General features: G+C 71.9%; 20 protein-coding genes and 1 riboswitch. Of the genes, 12 read left to right on the top strand and 8 right to left on the bottom strand.

Going from position 1 to position 24,534, the window contains the following annotated elements; translation table 11 throughout:
* Nucleotides 1-248: 248 nt before the first annotated feature.
* The 4 genes from ACSP50_RS12790 to ACSP50_RS12775 all read left to right on the top strand — a co-directional run bounded on the left by ACSP50_RS12790 (nt 249) and on the right by ACSP50_RS12775 (nt 4,383).
* Nucleotides 249-1,424, top strand: coding sequence for a sigma-E factor regulatory protein RseB domain-containing protein (locus tag ACSP50_RS12790; protein WP_014689987.1), 1,176 nt, complete (start codon nt 249-251; stop codon nt 1,422-1,424).
* Nucleotides 1,425-1,506: 82 nt separating this feature from the next.
* On the top strand, nt 1,507-2,721 hold the full coding sequence (gene trpB / locus ACSP50_RS12785; protein ID WP_014689988.1) for a tryptophan synthase subunit beta: 1,215 nt from the start codon (nt 1,507-1,509) through the stop codon (nt 2,719-2,721).
* Nucleotides 2,718-3,698 (top strand): tryptophan synthase subunit alpha, encoded by a 981-nt coding sequence (gene trpA, locus ACSP50_RS12780; protein WP_014689989.1) that lies wholly within the window; start codon nt 2,718-2,720, stop codon nt 3,696-3,698. The genes trpB and trpA overlap by 4 nt, the downstream gene beginning before the upstream one ends.
* A complete protein-coding gene (locus ACSP50_RS12775) occupies nt 3,658-4,383 on the top strand; it encodes a GntR family transcriptional regulator (RefSeq protein ID WP_014689990.1) in 726 nt (241 codons plus the stop codon). Before trpA ends, ACSP50_RS12775 begins: the two co-directional genes overlap by 41 nt.
* Before the next feature lie 476 nt (nt 4,384-4,859).
* On the opposite strand, the gene ACSP50_RS12770 is transcribed toward ACSP50_RS12775, so the two are convergent.
* The gene (locus tag ACSP50_RS12770; protein ID WP_014689991.1) at nt 4,860-5,477 is read right to left on the bottom strand and encodes a tyrosine-protein phosphatase; all 618 of its coding nucleotides are present in this window, start codon (nt 5,475-5,477) and stop codon (nt 4,860-4,862) included.
* 266 nt (nt 5,478-5,743) lie between these two features.
* On the opposite strand from ACSP50_RS12770, the gene ACSP50_RS12765 reads away from it, so the two are divergent.
* Entirely contained in the window at nt 5,744-6,136 is a 393-nt protein-coding gene (locus tag ACSP50_RS12765) for an SCO5389 family protein (protein ID WP_014689992.1), read from the top strand.
* A gap of 335 nt (nt 6,137-6,471) precedes the next feature.
* Nucleotides 6,472-6,945 (top strand): DUF4265 domain-containing protein, encoded by a 474-nt coding sequence (locus ACSP50_RS12760; RefSeq protein WP_157432777.1) that lies wholly within the window; start codon nt 6,472-6,474, stop codon nt 6,943-6,945.
* Nucleotides 6,946-7,277: 332 nt separating this feature from the next.
* Here ACSP50_RS12760 and ACSP50_RS12755 read toward each other — a convergent pair whose 3' ends face one another.
* From ACSP50_RS12755 to ACSP50_RS12735, 5 genes are all read right to left on the bottom strand, one after another.
* Nucleotides 7,278-8,069, bottom strand: a complete 792-nt coding sequence (locus ACSP50_RS12755; RefSeq protein ID WP_014689994.1) for a phosphatase PAP2 family protein — start codon at nt 8,067-8,069, stop codon at nt 7,278-7,280.
* Nucleotides 8,070-8,299: 230 nt separating this feature from the next.
* Nucleotides 8,300-9,508 (bottom strand): tetratricopeptide repeat protein, encoded by a 1,209-nt coding sequence (locus tag ACSP50_RS12750; RefSeq protein WP_014689995.1) that lies wholly within the window; start codon nt 9,506-9,508, stop codon nt 8,300-8,302.
* A 90-nt stretch (nt 9,509-9,598) separates the two neighbouring features.
* Nucleotides 9,599-10,576 (bottom strand): NlpC/P60 family protein, encoded by a 978-nt coding sequence (locus ACSP50_RS12745; RefSeq protein ID WP_052311575.1) that lies wholly within the window; start codon nt 10,574-10,576, stop codon nt 9,599-9,601.
* A 14-nt stretch (nt 10,577-10,590) separates the two neighbouring features.
* Nucleotides 10,591-10,722, bottom strand: a riboswitch (cyclic di-AMP (ydaO/yuaA leader).
* A gap of 113 nt (nt 10,723-10,835) precedes the next feature.
* Complete coding sequence (locus ACSP50_RS12740; RefSeq protein WP_014689997.1) at nt 10,836-11,753, bottom strand: M56 family metallopeptidase; 918 nt, start codon at nt 11,751-11,753, stop codon at nt 10,836-10,838.
* Nucleotides 11,750-12,070, bottom strand: coding sequence for a BlaI/MecI/CopY family transcriptional regulator (locus tag ACSP50_RS12735; RefSeq protein WP_304412711.1), 321 nt, complete (start codon nt 12,068-12,070; stop codon nt 11,750-11,752). Before ACSP50_RS12735 ends, ACSP50_RS12740 begins: the two co-directional genes overlap by 4 nt.
* 106 nt (nt 12,071-12,176) lie before the next feature.
* On the opposite strand from ACSP50_RS12735, the gene ACSP50_RS12730 reads away from it, so the two are divergent.
* Genes ACSP50_RS12730 through ACSP50_RS12715 form a run of 4 tightly spaced genes read left to right on the top strand, consistent with a single transcriptional unit; the run spans nt 12,177 to nt 19,211 of the window.
* On the top strand, nt 12,177-13,580 hold the full coding sequence (locus ACSP50_RS12730) for a cytochrome ubiquinol oxidase subunit I (RefSeq protein WP_014689999.1): 1,404 nt from the start codon (nt 12,177-12,179) through the stop codon (nt 13,578-13,580).
* A 9-nt stretch (nt 13,581-13,589) separates the two neighbouring features.
* Nucleotides 13,590-14,570 carry a cytochrome d ubiquinol oxidase subunit II gene (gene cydB, locus ACSP50_RS12725; RefSeq protein ID WP_014690000.1) on the top strand — a complete coding sequence of 327 codons (981 nt, stop codon included), beginning with the start codon at nt 13,590-13,592 and terminating at the stop codon, nt 14,568-14,570.
* Complete coding sequence (locus ACSP50_RS12720; RefSeq protein WP_014690001.1) at nt 14,567-18,649, top strand: ATP-binding cassette domain-containing protein; 4,083 nt, start codon at nt 14,567-14,569, stop codon at nt 18,647-18,649. The genes cydB and ACSP50_RS12720 overlap by 4 nt, the downstream gene beginning before the upstream one ends.
* Nucleotides 18,650-18,659: 10 nt before the next feature.
* Nucleotides 18,660-19,211, top strand: a complete 552-nt coding sequence (locus tag ACSP50_RS12715) for a TetR/AcrR family transcriptional regulator (protein ID WP_052311576.1) — start codon at nt 18,660-18,662, stop codon at nt 19,209-19,211.
* 133 nt (nt 19,212-19,344) lie between these two features.
* Here the strand turns inward: ACSP50_RS12715 and ACSP50_RS12710 are convergent, their stop codons facing one another.
* On the bottom strand, nt 19,345-20,901 hold the full coding sequence (locus ACSP50_RS12710; RefSeq protein WP_014690003.1) for a methyl-accepting chemotaxis protein: 1,557 nt from the start codon (nt 20,899-20,901) through the stop codon (nt 19,345-19,347).
* A 166-nt stretch (nt 20,902-21,067) separates the two neighbouring features.
* Between ACSP50_RS12710 and folP the strand changes: the two genes are divergently transcribed.
* Nucleotides 21,068-21,865 carry a dihydropteroate synthase gene (folP, locus tag ACSP50_RS12705; RefSeq protein WP_369793953.1) on the top strand — a complete coding sequence of 266 codons (798 nt, stop codon included), beginning with the start codon at nt 21,068-21,070 and terminating at the stop codon, nt 21,863-21,865.
* A 515-nt stretch (nt 21,866-22,380) separates the two neighbouring features.
* Here folP and ACSP50_RS12700 read toward each other — a convergent pair.
* Nucleotides 22,381-23,769 carry an MFS transporter gene (locus tag ACSP50_RS12700; protein WP_014690005.1) on the bottom strand — a complete coding sequence of 463 codons (1,389 nt, stop codon included), beginning with the start codon at nt 23,767-23,769 and terminating at the stop codon, nt 22,381-22,383.
* 66 nt (nt 23,770-23,835) lie between these two features.
* Between ACSP50_RS12700 and ACSP50_RS12695 the strand changes: the two genes are divergently transcribed.
* Nucleotides 23,836-24,387, top strand: coding sequence for a TetR/AcrR family transcriptional regulator (locus ACSP50_RS12695; RefSeq protein WP_014690006.1), 552 nt, complete (start codon nt 23,836-23,838; stop codon nt 24,385-24,387).
* The last annotated feature ends 147 nt before the right edge of the window (nt 24,388-24,534 follow it).

The following is a 24,534-nucleotide window of genomic DNA, read 5'->3' as shown; positions in this document are numbered from 1 at the left end:
GCACCCCGGCACCCCGATCCTCAGACCGCACGCACCTATAGCTAGTGCACCCAAATTCTTGTCGCCTGACGCCGTCGTTCATTCGCACCTGCCGTTGCTGCCTGCTCATCTCCCTCGAACGCCACCTATGTCACTGCACATGGCTAGCGGCCCTGTGGTCCCCTAAGCCTGGCCCCTACGGGTCGCTCTCAGCCTTGTCACAGCGGTGCCGAAGCACGATTGCTGCATACCAACGGGAGGTGGACATCGTGTCCGTGTGGAAGTCGAGGCCGGCACTGCGCTGGCTGCTACCGGGGGCCACCGCGGTCGTCGTCATCGGGGGCGGCGCGGCAGCCGGCACGATCGTGGCGAATGCCGGCCCCTCGCTGCCGGACCGCAGCGCGGCCCAGTTGCTGGTGGATCTGCAGGGCGCCAACCCGGCCGGTCTCTCCGGCACCGTGGTCGAGAGCACCGATCTGGGTCTGCCCGGCGTCGCCGGGCTGGCCAGCAAGTTCGGCGCCTCGGCCGGCGGCACCGGTGGCCTGACCAGTCTGATCGCCGGCAGCAACACCGCCCGCGTGTGGTACGCGGGTGAGGACAAGGTGCGGTTCGCCCTGCTCGGGACGCAGGGTGAGACCGACGTGATCCGTAACGGGTCGGACGTCTGGCAGTGGAGCAGCTCGGACAACACGGGCAAGCACCTGAAGCTGCCGAAGGACGCCGGCAAGGGGTCGCCGCGGTCGCTGCCCAGCGCACTGCCGTCGACCCCGCAGCAGGCGGCGGACGCGGCTCTCGCCGCGATCGACCCGTCGACCAAGGTCGAGACCACCGGCGCGGCCAAGGTGGCCGGGCGGGACGCGTACGAGCTGGTGCTGAGCCCGCGAGACACCGAGTCGCTGGTGGGGCAGGTGCGGCTGGCGATCGACGCCGAGCAGCACGTCCCGCTGCGGGTCGAGGTGTATGCCAAGGGTGCGGCGAAGCCGGCTGTCCGGGTCGCTTTCGACTCCATCAGCTTCAGCGTGCCGGACGCGGAGCAGTTCACCTTCAACCCGCCGCCGAACGCGAAGATCGACGAGGCCGGAACCCCGTCGGACGCCGCCAAGGCCGGCGCGGCCAAGGGTGACGCGGCCAAGAAGGGTCTCCCGCACCCGGTCCCCTCCGTCTCGTCGCAGAAGGACGGGCCGAAGGTGATCGGCAAGGGCTGGACCTCGATCGTCTCGGCCAAGCTGCCCGGGGGCACGCTGTCCGAGCTGACGAAGGCCGGCAAGGGCACCGGTGAGGACGCCCAGCAGGCGCAGGCACTGCTGAGTGTGCTGCCGGAGGTGAGCGGCTCGTGGGGCAAGGGCCGGCTGCTGAGCGGCTCGCTGTTCAGTGTGCTGGTCACCGATGACGGCCGGGTGCTGGCCGGGCTGGTGACGCCGGAGGCGCTGTACAAGGTGGCCTGACCCCCTCCGAAATAGTTCTAGAACTCTGCCGCCCATCATGGCATGCTTGGGCGGCAGAGTTCTATAACTTTTGGAGCGTGAGATGTCAGCGCCGACGCAGATGCTGGAGACAGCACACATCGAGACAGCAAGGCCTCACCCGGCCGCGGCGATGGAGGCACCGACGGCCACCGGCCGCTTCGGCGAGTTCGGCGGGCGTTATGTGCCCGAGTCACTGGTCCCGGCCTGCGCCGCGCTGGCAGCGGCGTTTCGCGAGGCCTGGGCCGACCCGTCATTCCACGAGCGGCTCGCCCGGCTCCGCTCGGAATATGCGGGGCGCCCCACAGCCCTCACCCCCGCCGCCAACCTCTCCGCCGAGCTCGGCGTGACCCTGCTGCTCAAGCGGGAGGACCTGGCTCACACCGGCTCCCACAAAATCAACAACGTGCTCGGCCAGGCAGTGCTGGCGCAGCGGATGGGCAAGACCCGGCTGATCGCCGAGACCGGCGCCGGCCAGCACGGCGTCGCCACGGCCACCGCCGCCGCCCTGTTCGGCATGCGCGCCACCGTCTACATGGGTGAGCGTGACATCGACCGTCAGCGGCTCAACGTCTTCCGGATGGAGCTGCTCGGCGCCGAGGTGATCCCGGTGACCAGCGGCAGCCGCACGCTGAAGGACGCGACGAACGAGGCGATGCGCGCCTGGGTCGCCGCAGTCGACGAGGCACATTTCTGCCTCGGATCGGTGGCCGGCCCGCATCCCTATCCGTGGCTGGTCCGCGAGCTGCAGCGGGTGATCGGCGAGGAGGCCCGGGCGCAGACCCCCGTCGTTCCCGACGTGGTCGTGGCCTGCGTGGGCGGCGGGTCCAACGCGGCCGGCACCTTCGCCGGGTTCGTGGACACTCCGGCGCGGCTGGTCGGGGTGGAGGCGGCCGGTGGCGCCGCGATGACCAACGGGACACCCGGCGTGGTGCACGGCTACCGCTCCTTGATCCTGCAGGATCCGGCCGGCCAGGTGCTCGAGGCGGAATCGATCGCGGCCGGGCTGGACTATCCCGGTGTCGGACCGGAGCACGCGCATCTGGGGACGACCGGCCGGGCGGAATACCGCACGGTCACCGACGACGAGGTGCTCGCCGCGGTCCGGCGGCTGGCCCGCAGCGAGGGGATCATCTGCGCGCTGGAGTCGGCGCATGCCGTGGCCTGGGTGCTGCGCGCGGCCGGCACGCCCGATCTGCCTGCCGGGTCGACGGTGCTGCTCACCCTCTCCGGCCGGGGAGACAAGGACATGGCGACGCTGGCCGGTGAGGTCCGATGAAGCGGCTGAATCCTTACCTGACCGGTGGCATCACCCCGGACTGGATCGATTACCTGCTGGCCTTCCAGGACGCCGGCGCCGACGCGGTCGAGATCGGACTGCCGTTCTCCGACCCGATGGTCGACGGCGCCACCATCCAACGAGCTTCCGACCAGGCGTTGCGCCGGGGAGCAACGGCTGCGTCGATCCTGTCCGACCTGACCGCGGCGCGTCACCGCATCCGCATCCCACTGATCGCGATGACATACGCCAACCTCGTCTTTCGCGGCGACCCCCAGGCAGGTGAACCCACCCGCCAGGCAGGTGAACCCACCCGCGAAGGTGGAAAAGACACCAGCAGAGCGAACCAGCCCGTACGCGGCAGCCAGGCGACCGCCCGGTGCGGCGAGCCCACAGATTCGGGCGCGGGAGCCACCATCCGAGGCGATGGGCCGTTGAGCGGCGGCGGGGATACGGGTGGGCCGGAGGCGTTCTGCCGGCGGCTGGCGGAGGCCGGGTTCTCCGGGCTGATCGTGCCCGATGTGCCGGTGGATGAGGCCGACCGGCTGGAGAGGGCCGCGGCGGCGGCCGGGATCGACCTGGTGCTGCTGGCCGCGCCGGTCACACCGGAGGATCGGCTCACCGAGATCGGCCGGCGCAGCCGAGGGTTCGTCTATGCGGTGAGCGTCATGAACACCACCGGCGAGCGTGACACGCTGGCCGCGACCGCGGCACCACTGGCCGCCCGGCTCAAGGCGGTGACCGACCTGCCCGTGCTGATCGGTTTCGGCATCTCCACGCCGGCGCAGGCGGCCACGGCGGCACGTGCCGGGGACGGGGTGGTGATCGGCGCCGCTCTGATGCGTAGGGTTCTGGACGGTGCCTCACCCGACGACCTGCGAGCCGAGGTCGCCGCCTACCGCGCCGCCCTCGACCAGGTCGACCAGGAGATGCCCGTTGCCCGCGCGCACGCCGAAATATCAGGTGATCGCCGATGACCTGACTACCAAGATCAAGGACGGCGAGTTGCCGGCCGGGTCCGCGCTGCCCCCGCAGAAGGAGCTCAGCGCGCGGTACGGGGTGACTCTGGCAACGCTGCGGCAGGCCCTGAAGCAGTTGGAGGACGAAGGGCTGCTGTCGCAGGAGCCGGGCCGGGGGACGTTCGTGTACCCGCGGATCAAATACCAGCTCACGTCGTTGCACGGGTTCGCCGAGGATCTGCGCGACCAGGGGCAGACGGTGACCACGGAGATCCTCGACCAGTCCATCGGCACGCCCCCCGACTGGGCCGCGCTGATCGGTCAGGACGAGGCGCTGCGGCTGGAACGGGTCCGGCTGGTCGGCGGCCGCCCGGCGGTGCATCAGTTGTCGTGGGTGCGCGGCACCGAGTTGGTGTCCGCTGATCTCAGCGATCTGTCGCTGTACGCGGCGTTGATCGCCAAGGGTCGCCTGGTCCACCGCGCTACTGAGGTGGTCCGTCCCGGCCTGCTCGCCGAGCCCGCTGCCGGCCTGCTCCGCCGGCCGCCCGGGGAGCCGGTTCTGGTCTCCGAGCGGGTGACCTACGCGCTCGACGGGTCCGCGCTGGTGGTCGACCGCGCCACCATGCTCGGCTCGGCGATGGAGATCCGGACCGAACGCGCGGCCACCGGCCTCTCCGTGCAGTGGAGCCGCCCCTCCGCCTGATGCACAGCACCACCACCCACCCTGCACGAACTCTGCGGTGCGGCTGAGACCGGCACAGGCACGCCAGGCGCGCCAGGGCCACAGCCGGCACGGGCACGGCTGGCACGGGCACGGCTGGTGCGGGCGCAGCGGGAGGCGGCTGGGTGCGACGCGGGCATAGCCGGAAGCGGCTGGTGTCGGAGAGCCATTGTGCCGGCGACACGGAACACCGCTGCCGGGCTGGCCTGGAGCTTCCGCGTTGGCGAAAGGCGGCAGTTATACAGCGGTGATGAGATCGCGGCTGTCAGACCGAGGCGCGATCAGGCCGAGGCTCGTCAGATGCTGATCGGCAGGCGGTGGCGGTCGGGCCGAGGCGCGATCAGGCCGAGGCGCGTCAGGTGCTGAGAGTCAGGCGGTGGTGGTCGGGCCGAGGCGCGATCGAGCTGAGGCGCAATCAGGCCGAGGCGGGTCAGATGCTGCGGGTCAGATGCTGGGGGTTAGGCGGTGATGGTCAGGCGGTGGCGGATGGCGGCCAGTGCGGTGGGGGCTACGCCGCAGTGGGTCAGGTAGTTGGGGACGCCGCCGTAGCGGGTGGTGGCGTGGGTCAGCGTGTTGTGCATCGCCTCGGGGGAAGTGCCTGGGGTGCGGGCGAAATCGGCGGCTATCTCGGCCGGGGAGACTTCGGCTACGGCCAGGAGGAGGGCGGTCAGGGCGCCGGTGCGGTCGCGGCCGCCGCGGCAATGGATGACCACGGTGCCGGGAGGGGCGGTGGCGATCTCGTGGAACGCTCGCGCGATCCGGGTGGTGTTGTGGTCCAGCATCGGGGCGTAGGTGTCCAGCGGCGGGTCGTAACCCATCGGGTCGTTCAGCAGTGGGACGTGGCGGTAGAACGGGTCCGCGAAGAACGGGCTGGGGTCGGCGGCCAGCTCGCGGGACCAGCGCAGGTCGAGGATCCGGGCGATCGGCTGGGAGCGGACGGCTTCGGCAGCGGCCGGAGTGAGGCGGCTGTGGCTGTCCGAGCGGATCAGGGCACCGGGGCGGATCTGGCCGCCGGTCATGGTGGGAGTACCGCCTAGGTCGCGGGCGTTCTCGCAATGCGGCCAGTCCAAAATCATCGGTTCAGCCTAGGGCCATGCAGCGATCACCGAACTCAGGAGGAGACCACGCGCCGGGCTCGGCTGCGGCACGACGATCACCGATATCGGGCGACGCTGCGCGGAAGCGCCGGTTCAGTGCGGGCTGTGCGGGGTTCGGTGCGGGATGGAGGCGGATGGGGTGGGGCGGGGTGCGCGGACGGACGAGGCACGGCGTGTTGGCTTGGTAATGAAAATCGTTTCCAACAAGATGGAGGGGCAACGACGTACAACGGGAAGGGTTTGGCATGTCGCTTGAGGTTTCGACGGAGCTGCTGGAGAGGGCCGAGCGGGGCGAGGTGACCGATGCGGAGTTTGTGGCTTGCGTGCGGGGGTCGCTGCCGTATGCGTGGGAAGTGGTCAGCTCGGTGATGACCGATCTGCAGGCGAATGGGGAGCAATTCGCGGATCACGAGGTGCCGCCGCCGTCGGAGAGTGAGCGGGGGCAGCTGCTTCGAGCGCTGGCCAGCGATGCGATCCGCGGTGGGTTGGAGCGGCATTTCGGGGCGAAGCTGGCGTTCCAGAATTGCCATCGGGTGGCGGCGTTCGCGTTCTCGGCGGTGGGCGGGGAGCGGTACCAGCGGTTCGTGTCGCCGCGGGGGCAGCTGCTGAATCAGTCCCCCGAGCTGCGCAACTGCTGATCAGATGAGGCCGGCCGGGCCTGGCGTGCCCGGCCGGCCGGCGCAGAGGCCACCGGAAGGCGACGCGGGAGGGTCACGGTCGGGAGGCGGGTCGGCGGCGGGAGGCGAGGCCGGCGGCGAGAAGGAGGCCGGCGAAGGAGGGAGGCGGCGGCGAGAGGGGGGCCAACAGAAGAGGGAGCCGGCGGCGAGAGGTGGCCGACGGAGGAGGGGGGCCGGAAAGATCACCCGTGACGGGCAGGCAGGGCGGGCCGGGAAGATCGCGGGTCGGCAACGATATGCGAGACTGCGGCGCGTTGGATCACCGGTGGCGGGTGAAATGCCCCAGAATGCCCGGCGTGACCGTGGAGGAAATGGCGGAGCATGTCCGGCTGGTGGCCGGGCTCGGCGCGGGTGGCCAGATTGTCTACGAGTCGGTGCTGACCCGCCCGCTCGACGATGACCTGCGCATGGTGCTCGGCACCCCCGCCTTCGTGGAGGGGCTGGCGGCCGGCGACCAGATTCGGATCCGGGCCGGTGGCGGGTTCGAGGTGGTGCGGCACGGCGGCAACCTCTGCCTGCTGGTGGTGCCGGAATCGCCGCCCGCCGGGGATGATCTCGGGCCGCTCCGGGATGCCTTCGACGAGTTGGGCGGGATCGTGGAGCTGCCGCCGGACCGGCGGTTCATCGTGATCACCGTGCCGGCCGCGGCCGGGTTCGATGCGGTGGAGGCGGCGATCAACGCCTGGACCGGCCCGCGCGGCGATCACTGGGAGTACGGCAACGTCTACGACGTCGACGGCAATCCGCTGAACTGGTGGGAAAGCGCCTAACGGCGCGACACCGCCGCTCCGCGTTGCCAGGAGGCGCCCAGCGGCGCAAGACCGGCTCCTGCAGCCGACAGAGACGAAACGACGCCACTTGCCGCCGGCATGGACCGCCCAACGGCTCAACACTGGCCCTCCTGTCGACGGGAAGCGTCCACCAGCGCGACGCGGGCTCATGCCGCTCCGACACAGTCCACCCGACGGCGCAGCGCCCGCTCGCCGCGGACTGAACCGGTCAGCGGCCCGCCCCCGCCGCCGGCGCAGACCGCCCAACGGCGCAGCGCCCGCCCCTGGCCAGCACCACCCAACGGCGCAACGCCCGCCCCTGGCCAGATTGTCTAGCGGCGCAGCGCCGGCTCCTCGAGCGGGAGGCGCGGCAGGGGGACCATCGCCGGGAGCGCCGGCGGTTTCAAGGTTGCGGAAAATTGGGGTCGCACCAACAGGTACGCCGCGGCGAGCAGGGCGAGTGCGGCGACCGCGTCGAGCCAGTAGTGGTTGCCGGTGCCGACGACGACCAGCAGCGTGATCATCGGGTGCAGCAGCCACAGGCCGCGCCAGCGGCTGCCGGTGGCGGCGATCAGGGCGACGGCCACCACGACGGCCCAGCCGACGTGCAGGGAGGGCATCGCCGCGTACTGGTTGGAGAGCTGGTCGTGTTCCGGCGCCCCGTACACCGCCGGGCCGTAGATGCGGCCCAGATCGAGCATGCCGGTGGCGGTCAGCATCCGTGGCGGGGCGAGCGGGAAGCCGAAGTGCACCACCAGCGCCGCGCCGGTGAGCAGGGCGAGCACGTTGCGGGTCCAGCGGTAGTGGGCGGGGCGGCGCACGTACAACCAGATCAGGCAGGCCACGGTGGCGGGGAAATGGACGTACGCGTAATAGCAGTTCGCCGTTTCGACGAGCCAGTGCCAGGAGAGCAACCGGTGCTGAAGGCTGAGCTCGCCGGGCAGGTGCATCCAGCGTTCCAGGTCCCAGACGCGGCGCGCGTTGTCGTAGGCCTCGACGACGTGGCCGGTGGCGGCGATCCGGCCGATCTTGTAGATCGTGAACAGCACGGCGACCAGACCGAGCTCGCGGAGCGCGGAGATCCACTGGGAGCGGGCGGCACGGGGTGGGGCGGCGACGCTCACGGCAAGCTCCTCAATGAGCCGGCCCGGCTCGCTGACACCCAAAAACCGTTAGATCGAGAAAAATGGCCACATGATGTGACCACTCGGGCCACTCTAGCGGTGCCCGGCAACACCCCGGTGACCAGCGGTGGGGCGGCGAAGCTTGCCGCCGAATGAATGCGGCATGACGCACAGCATCCGGCGATCTTGCCAGACGGGCAAGTTTCCGTGACCCGTTAGTGATAAAAGGCTCAGCGGCCCTTCCGTTTCCTCAGGTAGGCGGCCAGGTCGTCGTACTCGCCGCTCTCGTTGGCGAACATCGCGACGTTGCGCGCCGTGGTGAACCACGCGTCCGTCGACGGGCGCACCTCGCGGGCCGCGGCCAGCATGTCCCCCTGGTTGATCATGCGGATCTCGCCGGTCGCGATCGAGTCGCGCATCGCGTACTCGGCGGCCGTCTCACACAGGTGCGCCAGGTCGGCGCCGGAGAAGTGCTCGGTGGCCGCGGCCACCGCCGCCAGATCCACCCCGGCGACCGGCCGGTCCCGCAGGTGGTACTCGACGATCGCGGCCCGGGCCGCACCGTCCGGCGGCAGCACCAGCACGGTCCGGTCGAGCCGGCCCGGCCGGCGCAGGGCCGCGTCGACGTCCCACGGCGCGTTGGTGGCGGCCAGCACGAAGACGCCCTCGTTGCCGCCCTGCACGCCGTCCAGCTCGGTGAGCAACTGGTTGACCACGGTACGCATCGCCGAGGAGTGCAACTGGCTGCGCTTGTGCCCCAGCGCGTCGATCTCGTCGAGGAACAGCACGCAGGGGGCGTGCCCGCGGGCCGACTCGAACAGGTCGTGCAGGTTCCGCTCCGAACTGCCGATCCACATGTTCAGCACGTCGGTGATCGACAGCGAGAGGAACGCCGCGCCCATCTCCCCGGCCACCGCCCGCGCCAGGAATGTCTTGCCGCAGCCGGGCGGACCGTAGAGCAGCAGACCGCCGCGCAGGCTCTTGCCGAACAGGCTGCGGAGTTTCGGGTTGCGCAGCGGGCCGAGGAAGGACACTTCGAGCCGCTTCTTCACCTCGGCCATGCCGCCCACGTCGGCCAGGGTCACGGTGGACCGCTCGACGTCGAACGCCCGGTCGGCATCGCCGGTGACCGGCTCGGGCTCGTCGCCGGCCCGGGCGAACCGGGGCGGGACGACATCGCCGAACTGCTGCTCCATCGCGCCCCAGTCGACCCCGGAGGCCGGGGCGGCAGCCGGGGCCGGCCCGCCGAGCGCGGACGTCATCAAGCCGCGGGCCGTCTCGTTGGCCGGATCACGGCTGAGGACCTGAGCGGCGTGCTCGATCGCCTCGGCGCCCCGGCCGGCCGTCACCAGCAACTCGGCCAGGTGCAGCCGCAGCGGCAGGTCGTCGGGGCGGGCCTGGACCGCGGCGGTCAGGCTGTCGATCAGCGCGTCGCTCATGAAACGCGATTATGCCCGTGTCCGATGTGCCGGAACGCGAAAGGCCGCCCCCGGCGCACCGGAAGCGGCCTGACGACCCGACTGACCGGATCAGCCCGAGGGCCGCCGATAGCCGGCGATCGGACCGCGATCGATCGTCGCCATCCGCACGTGGTCGCCCGTGTGCGGTGCGTGCACGACCATTCCACCGCCGATGTAGATCGACACGTGGTGCACGTCGGAATAGTAGAAGACCAGGTCACCCGGTTTCAGTTCGCTTCGCGAAACCGCGCGGCCCTCGGTCCACTGATCCTTGGTGTAGTGCTCCAGGTGCACGCCGACCGACGCCCACGCCGCTTTCGTCAGTCCCGAGCAGTCGTAGCTGTTCGGGCCCTCGGAACCGAATACGTAGGGTTTGCCGATCAGGTCGCACGCCTTCTGAGCGGCCCGGCCACCGATGTCGTTGGTGTAGTCGACCGGGCAGGGACCCGTCTTGAACGGCCCGTCATCCGTTTTCCCGTACGCCTGCAGGCGCAGTTTCTGCAGGGAGGTGATCTCTTTCTCGATCGCCGTCTTCTTCTGGTTCAGATCGGCGTCGCGGGCGGAGATCTCGGATGCCAGGGCATCCACCTTCGCCTTGTCGGCGGCGTACTTGTCGCGGAGTTTCACCACCTCGCTGATCGAGTCCTGACGGTTCGCGGCGAGCTGTTCGAGCAGCGAGAGCTTCTCGGTCAGGCTGGTCGGCGAACCGCTGAGAATCGCGGCGACAGCGGTCGGCGGGCCTTGCATGTAGGCGTCCGAGGCGAGGCCACGGACGTCTTTCATGGCCACGTCCACTTTCTTCTGCAGCGGGTCGAGCGTCGCGTTCAGCTGCTTCTGCTGCTTCTGCAGTTTGATCAGCTTCCCGTGCACGTCGTTGAAGTCCTCGATGACGGGCTCGAGCTCGTTCCACTGCTTGTCGATCTGGTCCTCGACGCTGGACGGCGAGGGCGTGGCGTGGGCAACGACAGGTCCGGTGAGAACGAGTCCGGCAGCGACGGCGGCGCAGAGCAGACTGCGCAGCACGCCACGCGCGCCTATCCGTTTCACGTAGGTGCGTTGTCCTTTCTTCCATTCAGCCGCCGACCGGGTTAGCTGACGGGTTCGGGCGGGAAGAACGCCCGGCCGCGAACGGCTACACCCCACTTACCTGGTTCCCCGGCTCGCCGTTACGGGCGATTGGGCGGTGGTTCGTCAGATCGGCCGGATGGACGATGGGGGGCTGCCGAACCGGGGACCACCGTACCCGGATCACCGAGGCAAATGAAGCGCGCGCCCGCGGCGAAACCGCTCGCACACCCTCCAGCACTCACAGTGACCGGAATGGCCAGGCATCCAGGGCCTGACCGAGCCAGGGCACGATCAGGATCACCGTGGGTAGCACGATCAGGCTGGCCGCGGCGAGCCCGGCGAGCACCGACAGGCCCCGCGAGGTGACCTCGGGACCGGCCAGCCGGTCGAGGCGGCGGCGCCGGGATTCACCCGCCGGGTCGGCCGGGGCCTCCTCCGCGAGGGGAACCGCGTCGGAGAGCCGGGACAGCGCGGCACGCAGGGGCGCCGCGCCTGTCCGGCGCCGCGCGGCGTCGTCCGACACCATCTCCAACAGCAGGTGTACGGCGTCAAGCGGCGCCCGGGAGCGCAGCGGAGCCGGCACCGCCTGGTAGAACGCGGTGAACGACTCCATCACCAGCTCGTGCCGGTGCCGCAGGTGCGCCTGCTCGTGGGCGAGCACCGCGTCGACCTGGGCACGGTCGAGGACCCGCAGCACCGCGTCGCTGAGCACCACCCGGGGCTCGCGCCCGGGCACGCAGTAGGCCAGTGGCAACGGCGCGTCGAGCACCCGCACCTCGGGACCGCCCAGTTCGCGGTGCCGTTCCACCCGGTCGAGCAGGTCGGCCAGCGTGCGGTGGCGTTCGCGGCGGGCCCGGGCCCGGGCGGTGACCCGGATCAGTGAGATCAACAGCCGGGTGACGATGGTGGCGGCGACCGCCAGGGAGAACACCAGCGCGGCGACCGCCCACGGGTGGCCGGCGCCGGCCGCCCGGGTCAGCTCCTCGGGGGCGGCCAGCACCACGCCGAGCGCGCAGAGCACCGCGGTCAGCGTGAGGGCCTGCCAGAGCAGGACGGCGGCGACCGGGGCGCGGTCGGGCCATCGGGCGCCGGCCAGGATGCCCGGGACGACCAGTGACAGGGTCAACCCGAGGGCACCGAGCAGGAGTGCGGTCACGTCTCTTTCGGTGTCGCGTTCAGGGCGGCCTGGATGGCGCCGGGCGGCAGCTGGCCCAGGAAGTATGCCAGCGCGGCGTCCCGATCGGGAGTGGCACTGAGCGCGTCGAGCATCAGGCCGGCGGTCATCTCCTCGCGGGTCTGCGCCGGCGCGTACCGGTACGCCCGGTCGGCCCGCTGCTGGACGACGAGCTCCTTCTTGGCGAGCCGGTCGAGGACGGTCATCACGGTCGTGTACGCCAGATCGCGGTCGGCGCTGAGCCGCTCGTGCACCTGTCGCACGGTGAGCGGCTCGGAAGCGTCCCAGAGCTGGGTCATGACCTCACGTTCAAGATCGCCAAGTGCCATGTGACCCATCCTACTAGAGCGTGTCGTACTACGTCTCGTAGTATCTACTACGAAGAGTCGTAGAGGGGGAGACCCGATGGACGTGCTCGACCTGACCCGGCTGCAGTTCGCGGTGGTGACGATCTACCACTACCTGTTCGTGCCGCTGTCGATCTGCCTGTCGGCGACCGCGGCGGGACTGCACCTGACCTGGCTGCGGACGCGGACCGAGAAGTACCGGAACCTGACGAAGTTCGTCGGCAAGCTCCTGATCGTCACCTTCGCGGTGGGGGTGGTCACCGGACTCGTGCAGGAGTTCCAGTTCGGGCTCGGCTGGAGCGCGTTCGCCAAGTTCTACGGTGACGTCTTCGGGCCGACCCTGGCGGTCGAGGGGATGCTCGCGTTCTTCCTGGAGGCGACGTTCCTGGCCCTGTGGTATTTCGGATGGGAACGGCTCCCCCGGCGGATCCACGCCGCCACGATCGTGGTCGTCGCGATCGGGACGCTGCTCTCGGCGTACATCATCCTCGCCGGTAATTCCTTCATGCAGAACCCGGTGGCCTACGCCCTCGACCCGGTCACCGGACGAGCCCGCCTGACCAGCTTCACCGGGCTGCTCACCAACGAGGTGGTGCTAGCCGCCTTCCCGCACACGATGGCCGGCGCGGCGATGGCCGGCGGCGGACTGCTGCTCGCCCTCGGGGTGTGGCGCCTCGCCGTTCATGACGAATTCCGGACACTGGCCCGGCTCGGCGCCTGGCTGATGCTGACCGGCGGAGCGCTGACCGCGATCACCGGTGACCGGCTGGGCAAGGTGATGACGTCGGTGCAGCCGATGAAGATGGCGGCCGCCGAGGCGCTCTACTCGACCACCACCGGGGCGCCGTTCTCGGTCTTCGCGCTGGGCAGACTCGGCCACGAGAAGCCGTTCCTGACGGTGGAGATCCCGCGGCTGCTCTCCTTCCTGGGCACCGGATCGTTCGACGGCACCGTGCAGGGCATCGACGATCTCCAGGCGCAGTACGCGGCGCAGTACGGACCGGGCAGCTACATACCGATGATCCCGGTGGCGTTCTGGACGTTCCGCCTGATGATCGGCGCCGGGGTGGCCGGGATGGCGCTCGCGGCGTACTACCTCTGGGCCTCGTCGGCGCGGACCGGCCGGCTGCTGCCCGGGTTCCTGCGCTTCGCCGACGACGAGGTCCCGGGGTGGGTGAAGCGGATCCTGCTGCTGTCGCCGCTGCTGCCCGCCGCGGCCAACACGTTCGGCTGGGTGTTCACCGAGACGGCCCGGCAGCCGTGGCTCGCCTTCGGCATCTCCAAGGTCGCCGACGGCATCTCCCCCGGCCTGACCAGCGCCGAGGTGATCGCCTCCCTGGCCGGCTTCACGCTGATCTACGGCCTGCTGGCGATCGCCTGGTACCGGCTCGTGCTCCACATCGCGGCGAAACCCATGACTCCGGAAGTCTCGGTCACCGAGAACAAAGCCCTGGCGTACTAGGAGCCCACCATGATCACTTTCTGGTTCGCGATCCTCGTCCTGGCCTGGGTGCTCTACTTCGTCCTGGAAGGCTTCGACTTCGGCGTCGGCCTGCTCGCCCCGATGATCGGCCGGGACGACCACGAACGCGCCGCCGCGATCCGCACCATCGGGCCGTTCTGGGACGGCAACGAGGTGTGGCTGGTCGCCGCGATCGGCGTCACCTTCGCCGCCTTCCCGTCCTGGTACGCGGTCCTGCTCTCGGCCCTCTACCTGCCGATGGTCGGCATCCTGCTGCTGCTCGCGGTCCGCGGCGTCGCGCTGGAATTCCGCGGCAAGCACGACTCCCCCGCCTGGCGCCACCGCTGCGACCTGCTCCTGGCGGGTTCGTCGGCGGGCGTCGTCCTGCTCTGGGGCGCCCAGCTCGGCATCTTCGTGCGCGGCCTGGCCCTCGGCCCGGACGGCGCGGTCACCGGGCACGGCCTGAGCCGCAGCCTGGCCCCGCTGTTCTCGGTGCCGGCCGGCCTCGGCGCCCTCGCCGCCCTGCTCGGCACGATCCTGCTCGGCGCCACCTTCCTGGCGCTGCGCACCACCGGCCCGGTCCGCCGCCGCGCCGTCGCGCTGTCCCGGCACGGCGGCAACGCCGGCACCGTCCTGCTGCTGCTCGCCGGCCTCGCCACCGGTTCCCGGCTCACCCTGGTCGCCGCGGTCCTCTGCTTCATCACCGGTATGCTCGCCCGCCAGGGCCGCGAAGCGCTCGCCTTCACCACCACCGCGCTCACGGTCACCGGCGCGATCGTCGCCGTCTTCACCGCCCACGGCGCGGTCGTGCTGCGCAGCACCCTGTCGCCGCTGTGGTCGCTCACCCGCGAATCCGCCGCCGCCGGCCCGTCGGCGCTGCGACTGATCACCGTCGCCGGCGTGCTCATCCTGCCCGGCGTCGTCGCCTACCAGGCGTGGTCCTACTGGGTGTTCCGCCGCCGCATCGCCAGCGAGCGGATCCCGTCATGACCGCGGCCCGCTCCTCGGTCGCGGTCGCTGCCGGTTCCGGCCGCTCCACCCCGATTGACGGTACGTCGTCAGCACCGTCCGCCTCGCCCCACCCGCCCACCGCGGGCCGCCCGCCGCGGGGCCCGATCGACCCGAGGCTGCTGCGCCACGCCCGCACCGCGCGCGCCGGCATCGCCCTGCAGTCCCTGATCGGCATCGGTCAGGCCGCCGCGACGCTGGCCATCGCCGTGGCCCTCACCCGGCTCATCGCCCCGTCCCGGCCACACTCGCTGCTGTTCGGCGGCTCCCGCGGCACCGCCGTCGCCCTGCTCGCCGCCGCCTTCACCACCCGTGCCCTGCTCGCCTGGGCCGAACAGGTCACCGCCCGCCGCACCGCCGCCAAGGTCACCGACGAGCTCCGCCGCCGCCTGCTCGGCACCGTCGTGCGGCGCGGCCCGGCCTGGGTCGCCTCGTTCGGCGCCGGTCGCCTCACCACCATCCTGGGCACCGGGCTCGACTCCCTGCGCCCCTGGTTCGCCGGCTACCTGCCGTCCCTGATCCTCGGCGTGACGCTGCCCCCGGTCGTGCTCACCGTGATGTTCCTGGCCGACCCGGCCTCCGCGGTGATCGCCCTGCTCACCCTCCCGCTGGTCCCGATCCTCGGCGCCCTGATCGGCTGGGCCACCCAGGCCCGCGCCGAGCAGCGCTGGGCCGCCGACGCCCGGCTGGCCGGCCACTTCCTCGACGTCGTCCAGGGTCTCGGCACCCTCCGCATGTACGGCCGGGCCGACCGCCAGACCACCGTCATCGCCGACCTCACCGACCGGCACCGCCGCGCCACCCTGCGGGTCCTGCGGGTCGCGTTCCTCTCCTCCACCGCCCTGGACCTGGTCGGCACCCTCTCGGTCGGCCTGATCGCCGTCCAGGCCGGCATCCGGGTCGCCGGCGGCTCCATGCCACTGGCCCCGGCCCTGCTCGCCATCCTGCTGGCCCCCGAGGCCTACCGCCCGCTGCGGGAGATGGCCGCCCGCTACCACGCCGCCACCGACGCCACCGCGGTCATCACCGACGTCACCGACATCCTCACCCCACCCGCGGCGCCGCTCGCCGCATCTCGCACCGGCTCTCTGCCGGACACCGCCCTCAGCCAGGAATGGCTGGCCCTGACCCACCGCATCCGCTCCTGCCCCGTTCCCTCGCCCTCTCCGCTCAGCGATCTCGCCGCCCCGCCACCCGCGTTCCCTGCCGCCACCGCGGGCCTTTCACCCGCGCTCCCGGCCGCTGCCACCCCGACACCCGCACTCCCCGCCGCCACCGCGGGCCTTCCACCCGCGCTCCCGGCCGCTGCCACCCCGACACCCGCACTCCCCGCCGCCACCGCACCCGGACCGTCGGCCGCGGCGACCCCGCGGTGGGGTGTGCTCGCGTCCGGCGTGCGAGCCTCCTATCCCGGCTCCCGCGGCGAAGCGCTCTCCCTGCCCGAACTGGCCGTCCAGGCCGGCGAGTTCGTCGCCCTCCGCGGCCCGTCCGGCGCCGGCAAGAGCACCCTCCTGCGGGTCCTGGCCGGCCTGCACCCCGCCGACAGGGGCGCCCTCGCGGTGGGCCGCACCTTCCACCTGTCCCAGCGCCCGGCCCTGCCGCACGCCCGGACGATCGGCGAGGCGTTCCCGGCCGGAGCCACCGACGACGAGATCCGCTCCGCCCTGCACCTGGTAGGCCTGGACACCGAGGTCACTCCGCAGACCCCGCTCGGCGAGCACGGCCGCGGCATCTCCGCCGGTCAACGTCAGCGCCTGGCCCTGGCCGCCCTCCTGCACCGGGCCACCCACCTGCGCCGCGGCGAACCCGCCGCGAGCCGGCACCCCGGCCCGGTGGTCACCCTGCTGCTCGACGAACCCACCGCCCACCTCGACCCCGCCGCCGAACGCCTGGTCATCACCCACCTCCAGGACTTCGCCCGACGAGGCTGCGCCGTCCTGGTGGTCGCCCACCGCCCCGCCCTCCTCGCCGCCGCGGACCGCATCGTCGACCTGACCGCCCCGCCCGGCATCACGACGACCCCGGCCGACAGCCCCGCCTGCGACGCTCCCGGGGAAGCCTCTCGAGAGCACCCCGCGTCCGCACCCCGGCCTGCCGAGATCGCCGCGGAGGGCAGTTGGTGGCGGCGGCCCTGGGTCGCGGTCGCGCTGGGTGCGGCCGCGGTCCTCGGCGGGCTGACCCTGACCGGCTCCGCCGCCTGGCTGCTGGTGCGGGCCGCCACCCTGCCTCCGGTGCTGACCCTGTCCGCGGCGGTGGTCCTGGTCCGCGGCAGCGCGGTGGCCCGCCCCCTGCTCCGCTACCTGGAGCGTCTGGTCGCCCATGACGTGGCGTTCGCCCGGCTGGGTCGGCGGCGGGCCGCGGTCTACGCCGAGCTGATCCCCCGGGTCCCCGGCCCTCGGTTGCACCGCCGCGGTGATCTCCTCACCCGCCTGGTCGACGACGTGGACGCCCGGGTCGACGGTCTGCTCCGCGGCTGGTTCCCGATCCTCACCGCCGCGGTGACGGTGGCGGTCGCCGGGGCCGCCGCGCTCACCATCGCCATGTCGGGGGATGCCGCCGCCACCATCGCGGTGTCCGGCGACGCCGCATCGACCGGCCTCGCGGCGCGGGCGGCCGGGGTGGCGCCCGCCGTGCTCGCCACCCGGATCGCCGGCGTGCTCGCCCTCGGCATCGTGATCACCGGCGTGGTGGCCCCGTTGCTCGCCTGGTGGCAGGCGGACCGCCAGGAGGCCGCGACCGGCTCCGCTCGGGCCGCCCTGCGGGACGCGATGGTCGAGACGGTCGACGGCGTCGAGGAACTCGGCACCGGCGCCGCCCGTTCCGGCGTGCCGGAGAACCGTAGCCGCACCCTGGCCGTACTGGAGGCCCGGGCGGCCCGCACCGCCGGCCTGGCCGCCGCCGTCGCCCACCTGGGGTGGGCGGTCGCCGCCGCCGGAACGGCCATCGTCCTGGGCCGGGCCGGCCTTTCCGCGGAGTGGTCCGCGGTCCTGCTGCTGGGCGTCATCGCCCTGGGCGAGCCGCTGGTCGCCCTGCCGGAAGCCGCCATCGCCCGCCGCCACGCCACCGGCGCCGAACACCGGGTCGCCGCCCTGACCACCGACGACCCCACCGCCCGCCGCCCCGCCACCGGCGCCGAACACCGGGTCGCCGCCCTGGCCACCGACGACCCCACCGCCCGCCGCCCCGCCACCGGCGCCGAACACCGGGTCGCCGCCCTGGCCACCGACGACCCCACCGCCCGCCGCCCCGCCCCAGCGGAACCTGACGCCACCGGCGAAACGCCCGCCACCGGAGCCGACACACCCACTGACGAGATCGCCGCCGGAGCCGGGCCCATCGCCGACAGCGCGGCGGTCCACGGCACCACGCCGGTCGATCCCGGCCACCCCGCGCCACCACCGGCATCCCGGCCGAGGTCCGGCGAGGTCATCATCGAGGCCCTGGTCGCCGCCTGGGACCCCCAGGGTGACCCCACGATCGACGGCCTTTCGCTGCACCTCCGGCCAGGCGCCAGGGCGGCCGTCACCGGCCGCTCCGGTTCCGGGAAGTCGACGCTGGCCGCCGTGCTCGGCGGCCTGCTGCGACCGCGGTCCGGCGAGGTGCGCGTCGGCGGCCGGGCCGTCCTCGTCAGCGATGAGACCGGACATGTGTTCGCTTCCGACGTACGGGAAAATCTGCGTCTCGCCGCACCGGCCGCGAGTGACGGAGAGGTTGTCGCCGCGCTGCGGCGGGTCGGTCTCGGCCCGTGGCTGGACGGTTTGGCGGCCGGGCTGGACACCTGGCTGGGGACCGGGGGCAGCACGATGTCGGGCGGGCAGCGGCGCCGGCTGGCCACCGCGCGGGCGTTGCTGGCCGATCCGGCGCTGCTGATCCTGGATGAGCCGACCGAGGGGATCGATGAGGCGGGCGCCCGGGAGCTGATGGCGGATCTGCTGGACGCGGCGTCCGGGCGGACGGTGCTGGTGTTCGCGCACCGCGCGGAGGGTCTCGATTTGGTAGACCAGATTTACGAACTGTCCAATGGACGGCTGAATGTCGGTTTGGACCGATCAGTCCGCTAATCTGGGGACTATGGCACGTACGCCGGTTCCGGGCACCCGCGACACGATTCTGACCGCGGCCGCCGGGCTGTTCTACCGGTACGGCGTCCGCGCGGTCGGCATGGCCCAGGTCGTCGAGGTCGCCGGCTGCGGCAAGAACCTGCTGTACCGGCATTTTCCCAGCAAGGCGCAGCTGGCCGCGGCCTATCTGCGACTGTCCCGCCGGGAGCGCGAGCAGGCCGCCGCCGAGGCGCTCCGCTGGGCGCACGGCCCGGCCGGACAGCTGATCGCCCTGGTCGCCGAGATCGCCGAGTCGACCCGCCGGCCGGGCTGGCGGGGCTGCGCCTTCCGCAATTATCTGACCGAGTTCCCGGGCGCCACCGACGAGCCGGCCCAGCTGGCCCGCGCCTACCTCGCCGACAGCCGCGCCGTGGTCGACCGCCTGGTCACCGAGCTGGGCGGTGACGCCCTGCTGGCCGACCGCATCTGGCTGATCGTCGACGCCCTGCACTCCAGCCCCCCGGACCAGGCCCGGGTCGCCGTCGACTGGGTCACCGAACTGATCCGCGACACCACCGCCTGACCTCGGCTCAGCCCAGGTCGAGGGCGTAGCGGAGCCGGTCGTACCGGTCCGCCCCGAACGCCACGAAGCGCTCCGGCGTGCCTTGTCCGCGGAAACCCGGCGACTCTACGAGGCCGCCGCCCGGATGTCGTCGTCAGGTCCGGTAGGTCGCGGCCGTGGCCTGGAGTTCGGCCGCGGTCCGGGCGAGTTCGGCGGCGGTCTGCTGGGTCTCGGTCGCGCCGGAGGTGACCTGCTGGGCGGCCTGCGCCACACCGGCGATCGTCCCGGCGATCGCCGACGAGCCTTCCGCGGCCTGACCGACGCTGCGGGCGATCTCGGCGGTGGTCGCGGTCTGCTCCTCGACGGCCGCCGCGATCGTCGTCGCGTAGTCGTTGATCGTCGCGATGACCGCGGCGATCTGCCGGATGGCGTGTACCGCCCCGTCGGATTCGGTCTGGATCGCGGCGACCTGCGCGGTGATCTCCTGGGTGGCCCGGGCGGTCTCCTGGGCGAGGTCCTTCACCTCGGCGGCGACCACCGCGAACCCCTTGCCCATCTCGCCGGCCCGGGCCGCCTCGATGGTCGCGTTGAGGGCCAGCAGGTTGGTCTGTTCGGCGATCGAGGTGATCAGCGCGACGACCGTGCTGATCTGCGCGGACGCCTCGCCGAGCCGGGACACGCTGGTGTTGGTGTGCTCGGCGGTACGGGCGGCCTCGGCGGCGACCCCGGCGGCCTCGTTGGCGCTGTTCGCGATCTCCCGGATCGACACGCCCATCTCCTCGGCCCCGGCGGAGACCGCCTGCACCCCTTCGGACACCCGGCCGGCCGATGCGGACACCGTGCCGACCTGGGCGGAAGTCTCCTCCGCCGACACGGACAGCTCGCTGGAGACGGTGGACAGCTCCTCGGCGGCGGAGGCGAGGACATCGGCGCTGGTCCGCACCCGGCCGACCATGTCGCTCATCGCCTGGGCGGTGTGGTTGAGGGCGTCGGCCATCCGGCCGACCTCGTCGCGGCCGGTGACCTCGGCGCGGGCGGTGAGGTCACCGGTCCGGATCCGGTCCAGCACGGTCACGCACCGCGACAGCGGCCGTACGATCATCCGGCTCGCCCCGAGGGCGAGGACCACCCCGATCCCGGCGCTGAAGGTCAGCATCAGCAGCACCCGCCACCTGGTGCCCTGGTAGCGGCTCTCGGCGGCGGTCTCCTGCGCGGCGGTCTCGGCCACCGTCAGGTCGGACAGCCTGGCGAGCTGCCCCCGCACCTCGGTCATCAACGGGACGATCTGCCGGGTCCGCACGGCGTCGATCTTCGCCCGGTCGCCGGCGGCGGCGAGCGGCAGCAGCGTGCCGCTCAGCACGTCGGCGTACGACGCCCAGGCCATCCGGAACGCCTGCAACGCGGCGCCCTCGTCGCTGCCGGTCGGATAGCCCTGATATCCCTGCGCATACTGGTCGACCTGGTTCTGCGCGTCGGTCGGGGCGCCGGTGGCGGCCTGCCGGGCCGTGGCGTCGCTGGCGAGCAGGTCGTCGGAGGCCGCCAGCCAGGTCCGGTTGACGGCACTGCGCAGGTTGCCGATCGTCTCCAGTTCGAGACTGTTCTGGTAGCCGGCTTTCACCATGTTGTTGGTGGTGCCGAGACTGTCCATGGCGAACAGGCCGTCGGTCACGCTGAGCAGGGCGACGACGAGCACCGCGAACATGATCTTCATACCGACTCTGCGGTCGGACAGCAGCCTCACCGAATCACACTCTCACAGGTCACGGTGTCCGGGCCGTCGGTTGCCGCGCTGTGTAGGGTCGCCGGTTGTGAGTGACCTCAGCAGCATCCGGGTGATCGGCGGCCGGACGTACGACTTCAGCCGCCAGGCCGTCGTGATGGCGATCGTGAACCGGACGCCGGACTCGTTCCACGACAAAGGCCGCACCTTCGCCCTGGAGAAGGCCACCGAGGCGGTCCGTCACGCGGCCGCCGAGGGGGCCGACTGGATCGACATCGGCGGCGTCCCGTTCGCTCCCGGCCCCGAGGTCACCGCCGCCGAGGAGCTCGACCGAGTCCTGCCCGTCGTCGAGGCGGCCCGCGACCTGGCCGTCGTCTCGGTCGACACGTTCCGCCCCGAGGTGGCCGCCGAGGTGATCCGGCACGGCGCCGCCGTCGTCAACGACACGTCCGGGCTGCGCGATCCCGCGATGGCCGACGCGGTCGCCGGCACGGACGCGCAACTGGTCATCTGCCACAGCCTCGCCGCGCCGCGCACCCTCTACCCCAGTCCGCGATATCGGGATGTGACCGCCGAGGTCGGCGACTTCCTCCGGCAGAAGGTCGCGCTGGCCCTCTCCCGCGGCGTGCGCCCGGATCAGATCATCATCGACCCGGGCCATGACCTGAACAAGAACACCCTTCACTCGCTGGAGATCACCCGCCGCCTCGACGAGATCGCCGCCATCGGCTACCCGATGCTCGCGGCCCTGAGCAACAAGGACTTCATCGGCGAAACCCTCGACCGCCCGCAGCAGGAACGACTCGCCGGAACGCTGGCCACGGTCGTCTTCAGCCTGCTGCGCGGCGCACGGATCATGCGGGTGCACGACGTCCGGGCGGCCTCCGACGCGATCCGAATGACCGAGGCGATACTGGGGTGGCGGGAACCCGCCTACCTCAAACACAACATCTGAGATCCGCTTCTGATCGCCGGGCCGCGGCCCGGCATGCGGCGGTACGCCGTTCGTGCCCGGAGAAAGGCACAGCGTGTGCCGGTCGGAGGTCCGGCACACGCTGTCTTCGCTCCGCCGGGGGGACGGGCGGTGGTCACCGGGCCGCGGTCGTCGCGAGGTGGGTTCGGATCGGCCGGACGAAGCCGATGCCCTCGCCCGGCCGCTCAGCCCGGGATTGAAGGTCATCGTTGCATTCATGTTGCGGAAGGGCAACAGTTCACCCCCGATTGTTTCCATCCGACACACTTCGCGCCCGTTCAGCGGCGGGTCGACCCGTTTGGTGGCTACTGACATGATGCGGACGCAGCGACATCGCCGACTCCACCCGGACACCGCCCGCGAGCAGCGGCGCCACGTCAAGCGGGTGAAGGAGGAACCGGCCCGTGCCGCAGCCCGGTACACCGACGCCGGCCTTGCCCCGGCCGGTGGGTCCGCTACGAGGTGACGCGGGACCGGGGGTCGGGTCCGGCCGGTGGTCAGGCCTTGCGGGGCAGCCAGAGCCCCACCACCGCCCCCACCGCGATCACCGCCGCGCCGGTCAGCACCGCCGGCCGCGTACCGTCGATGAAGGCATCGAAGCTGCTGAAACCGCCCAGCGAACTGAAGATCGACGAGAGAGCCGCCACCCCGGCCGCCACCCCGAATTCGCGGATCGTGTTGTTGGTGCCGGACGCCACGCCCTGCTCGTTCACGTCCACGCTGGCCAGCACCATCGTGCTGACCGGGGCGAAGGTCAGCCCCATCCCGATGCCGGCGAGCACGAACGCCCCGATCAGCGAGGTGTAGGACGCGGTCACCGACAGTCCGAGGGCCATCCACAGCAGACCGGCCGCGAGGAACACCTGACCGGCGACGATCAGGATCCGCTGGCCGATCCGGCCGGCCAGCATGCCGGCCAGCGGCGCGACGATCATCGGGGCCGCCGTCCAGGGCAGGGTGCGCAGGCCGGACTGCAGCGGGCTGGCGCCCTGCACCACCTGGAAGAACTGGGAGAGCAGGAACACCGAGCCGAACGCACCGGCGGAGAAGGTCAGGGTCACCGCGTTGACCAGGCTGAAGCCGCGGCTGCGGAACAGGCGGAGGGGCAGCATCGGGGTCCGGTTGCGCGCCTGCCAGAAAAGGAAGCCGGTGAGCATCACGACCGCCGCGCCGAGCATGACCGGGACCCGGCCGCTGGTCCAGCCCCGGTCGGGGCCGTCGACGACGCCCCAGATCAGCAGCAGCATGCCGCCGGCGGACAGGATCAGGCCGATCGGGTCGAGCCGGCGGCCGTCGCCGCGGGATTCGTCGAGCGTGGTCGCGGCGAGCACGACGGCGACGACGCCGACCGGCACGTTCAGCCAGAAGATCCAGGACCAGTGCAGGCCGTCGACGACCGCGCCGCCGACGACCGGGCCGACGGCGACGCCGAGCCCGGTGATGCCGCCCCAGATCCCGACCGCCGCGTTGCGCAGGTGTGCCGGGACCGCCCGGGCGAGCAGGGTCAGCGCCAGCGGGGTGATCGCGGCCCCGCCCAGTCCCTGCACCGCGCGGGAGGCGGTGAGCTGCCACGCTTCGGTGGACAGCGCGGCGGCCGCCGAGGCGAGGGTGAAGACGACGATGCCGCCGAGGAACATCCGGCGCCGCCCGAGCCGATCGCCGAGCGCGGCGGCGGTGAGCAGGAACGCGGCGAACGGCAGCGTGTACGCGTTGACGAACCACTGCAGGTCGGTGATCGAGGCGTGCAGTTCGGTGCGGATCACCGGCAGCGCCGTGCTGACCACGAGGTTGTCCAGGGAGACCATGAAGGTCGGGATGCCGACGGCGGCGAGCACGGCCGCCAACGGCCGGGTCTTGGCGGGTGCTCGGGAAGCGAGGGTGGTCACGACGTACCCCTAAGTTGTTATCCGCTGATAACTAAGACCGTAAGCATCAACTGATAACCTGTCAACGTGTCTCGGATCCGTCTCACCGCCGCGGAACGCCAGGAGCAGATCGTCGCCGCCGCCCTGCAGGCCTTCGCCCAGGGCGGATATGTCGGCACGTCCACCGACGAGGTGGCCCGCCTGTCGGGCGTGTCACAGCCGTACGTGATCCGCATCTTCGGCTCGAAGCAGGAGCTGTTCCTGGCCACGGTCCGCTACGCCGGCCAGCGCATCGAGGCGACATGGCGGGCGGCCGCCGACCGGGAGCCGACTCTGGCCAGCCTGGGCAGCGCCTACACCGACCTGCTCGCCGAGCGCGAACTCCTCGCCGTCCTCCTGCACGGCTTCGCCGCCAGCGCCGACCCGGTCGTCGGCGACGCCGTCCGAGCCTGTTACGGCAACATGTACCAAACCGTCCGCGACCTCACCGGCGCCACCCCGGAGGAGGCCCGCGACTTCTTCGCCATGGGCATGCTGATCACCGTGCTCGGCACGATGCGCATCCTGGGCCCCGGCGCCGTCCCCCCACAACCGTGGATGACCTCGCTGCTCAGCACCTTCCCCGACCACACCGCCTGACCGCACCGCAGGGCAACCCCACGTCACCGTCAACCCCGCGGATGTACGCCGTAAGCCCACCCGCCGCGCCCCATCCCCGCCGCGCCCATCGCAGGCCGTGCCCCATCCCCGCCGCGCCCATCGCAGGCCGCGCCCCATCCCGTGCCG

The organism is Actinoplanes sp. SE50/110, assembly GCF_900119315.1.
Lineage (GTDB): Bacteria > Actinomycetota > Actinomycetes > Mycobacteriales > Micromonosporaceae > Actinoplanes.
The sequence above is the reverse complement of the archived record's forward strand: the minus strand, read 5'-3'. Positions and strand labels throughout refer to the sequence as shown.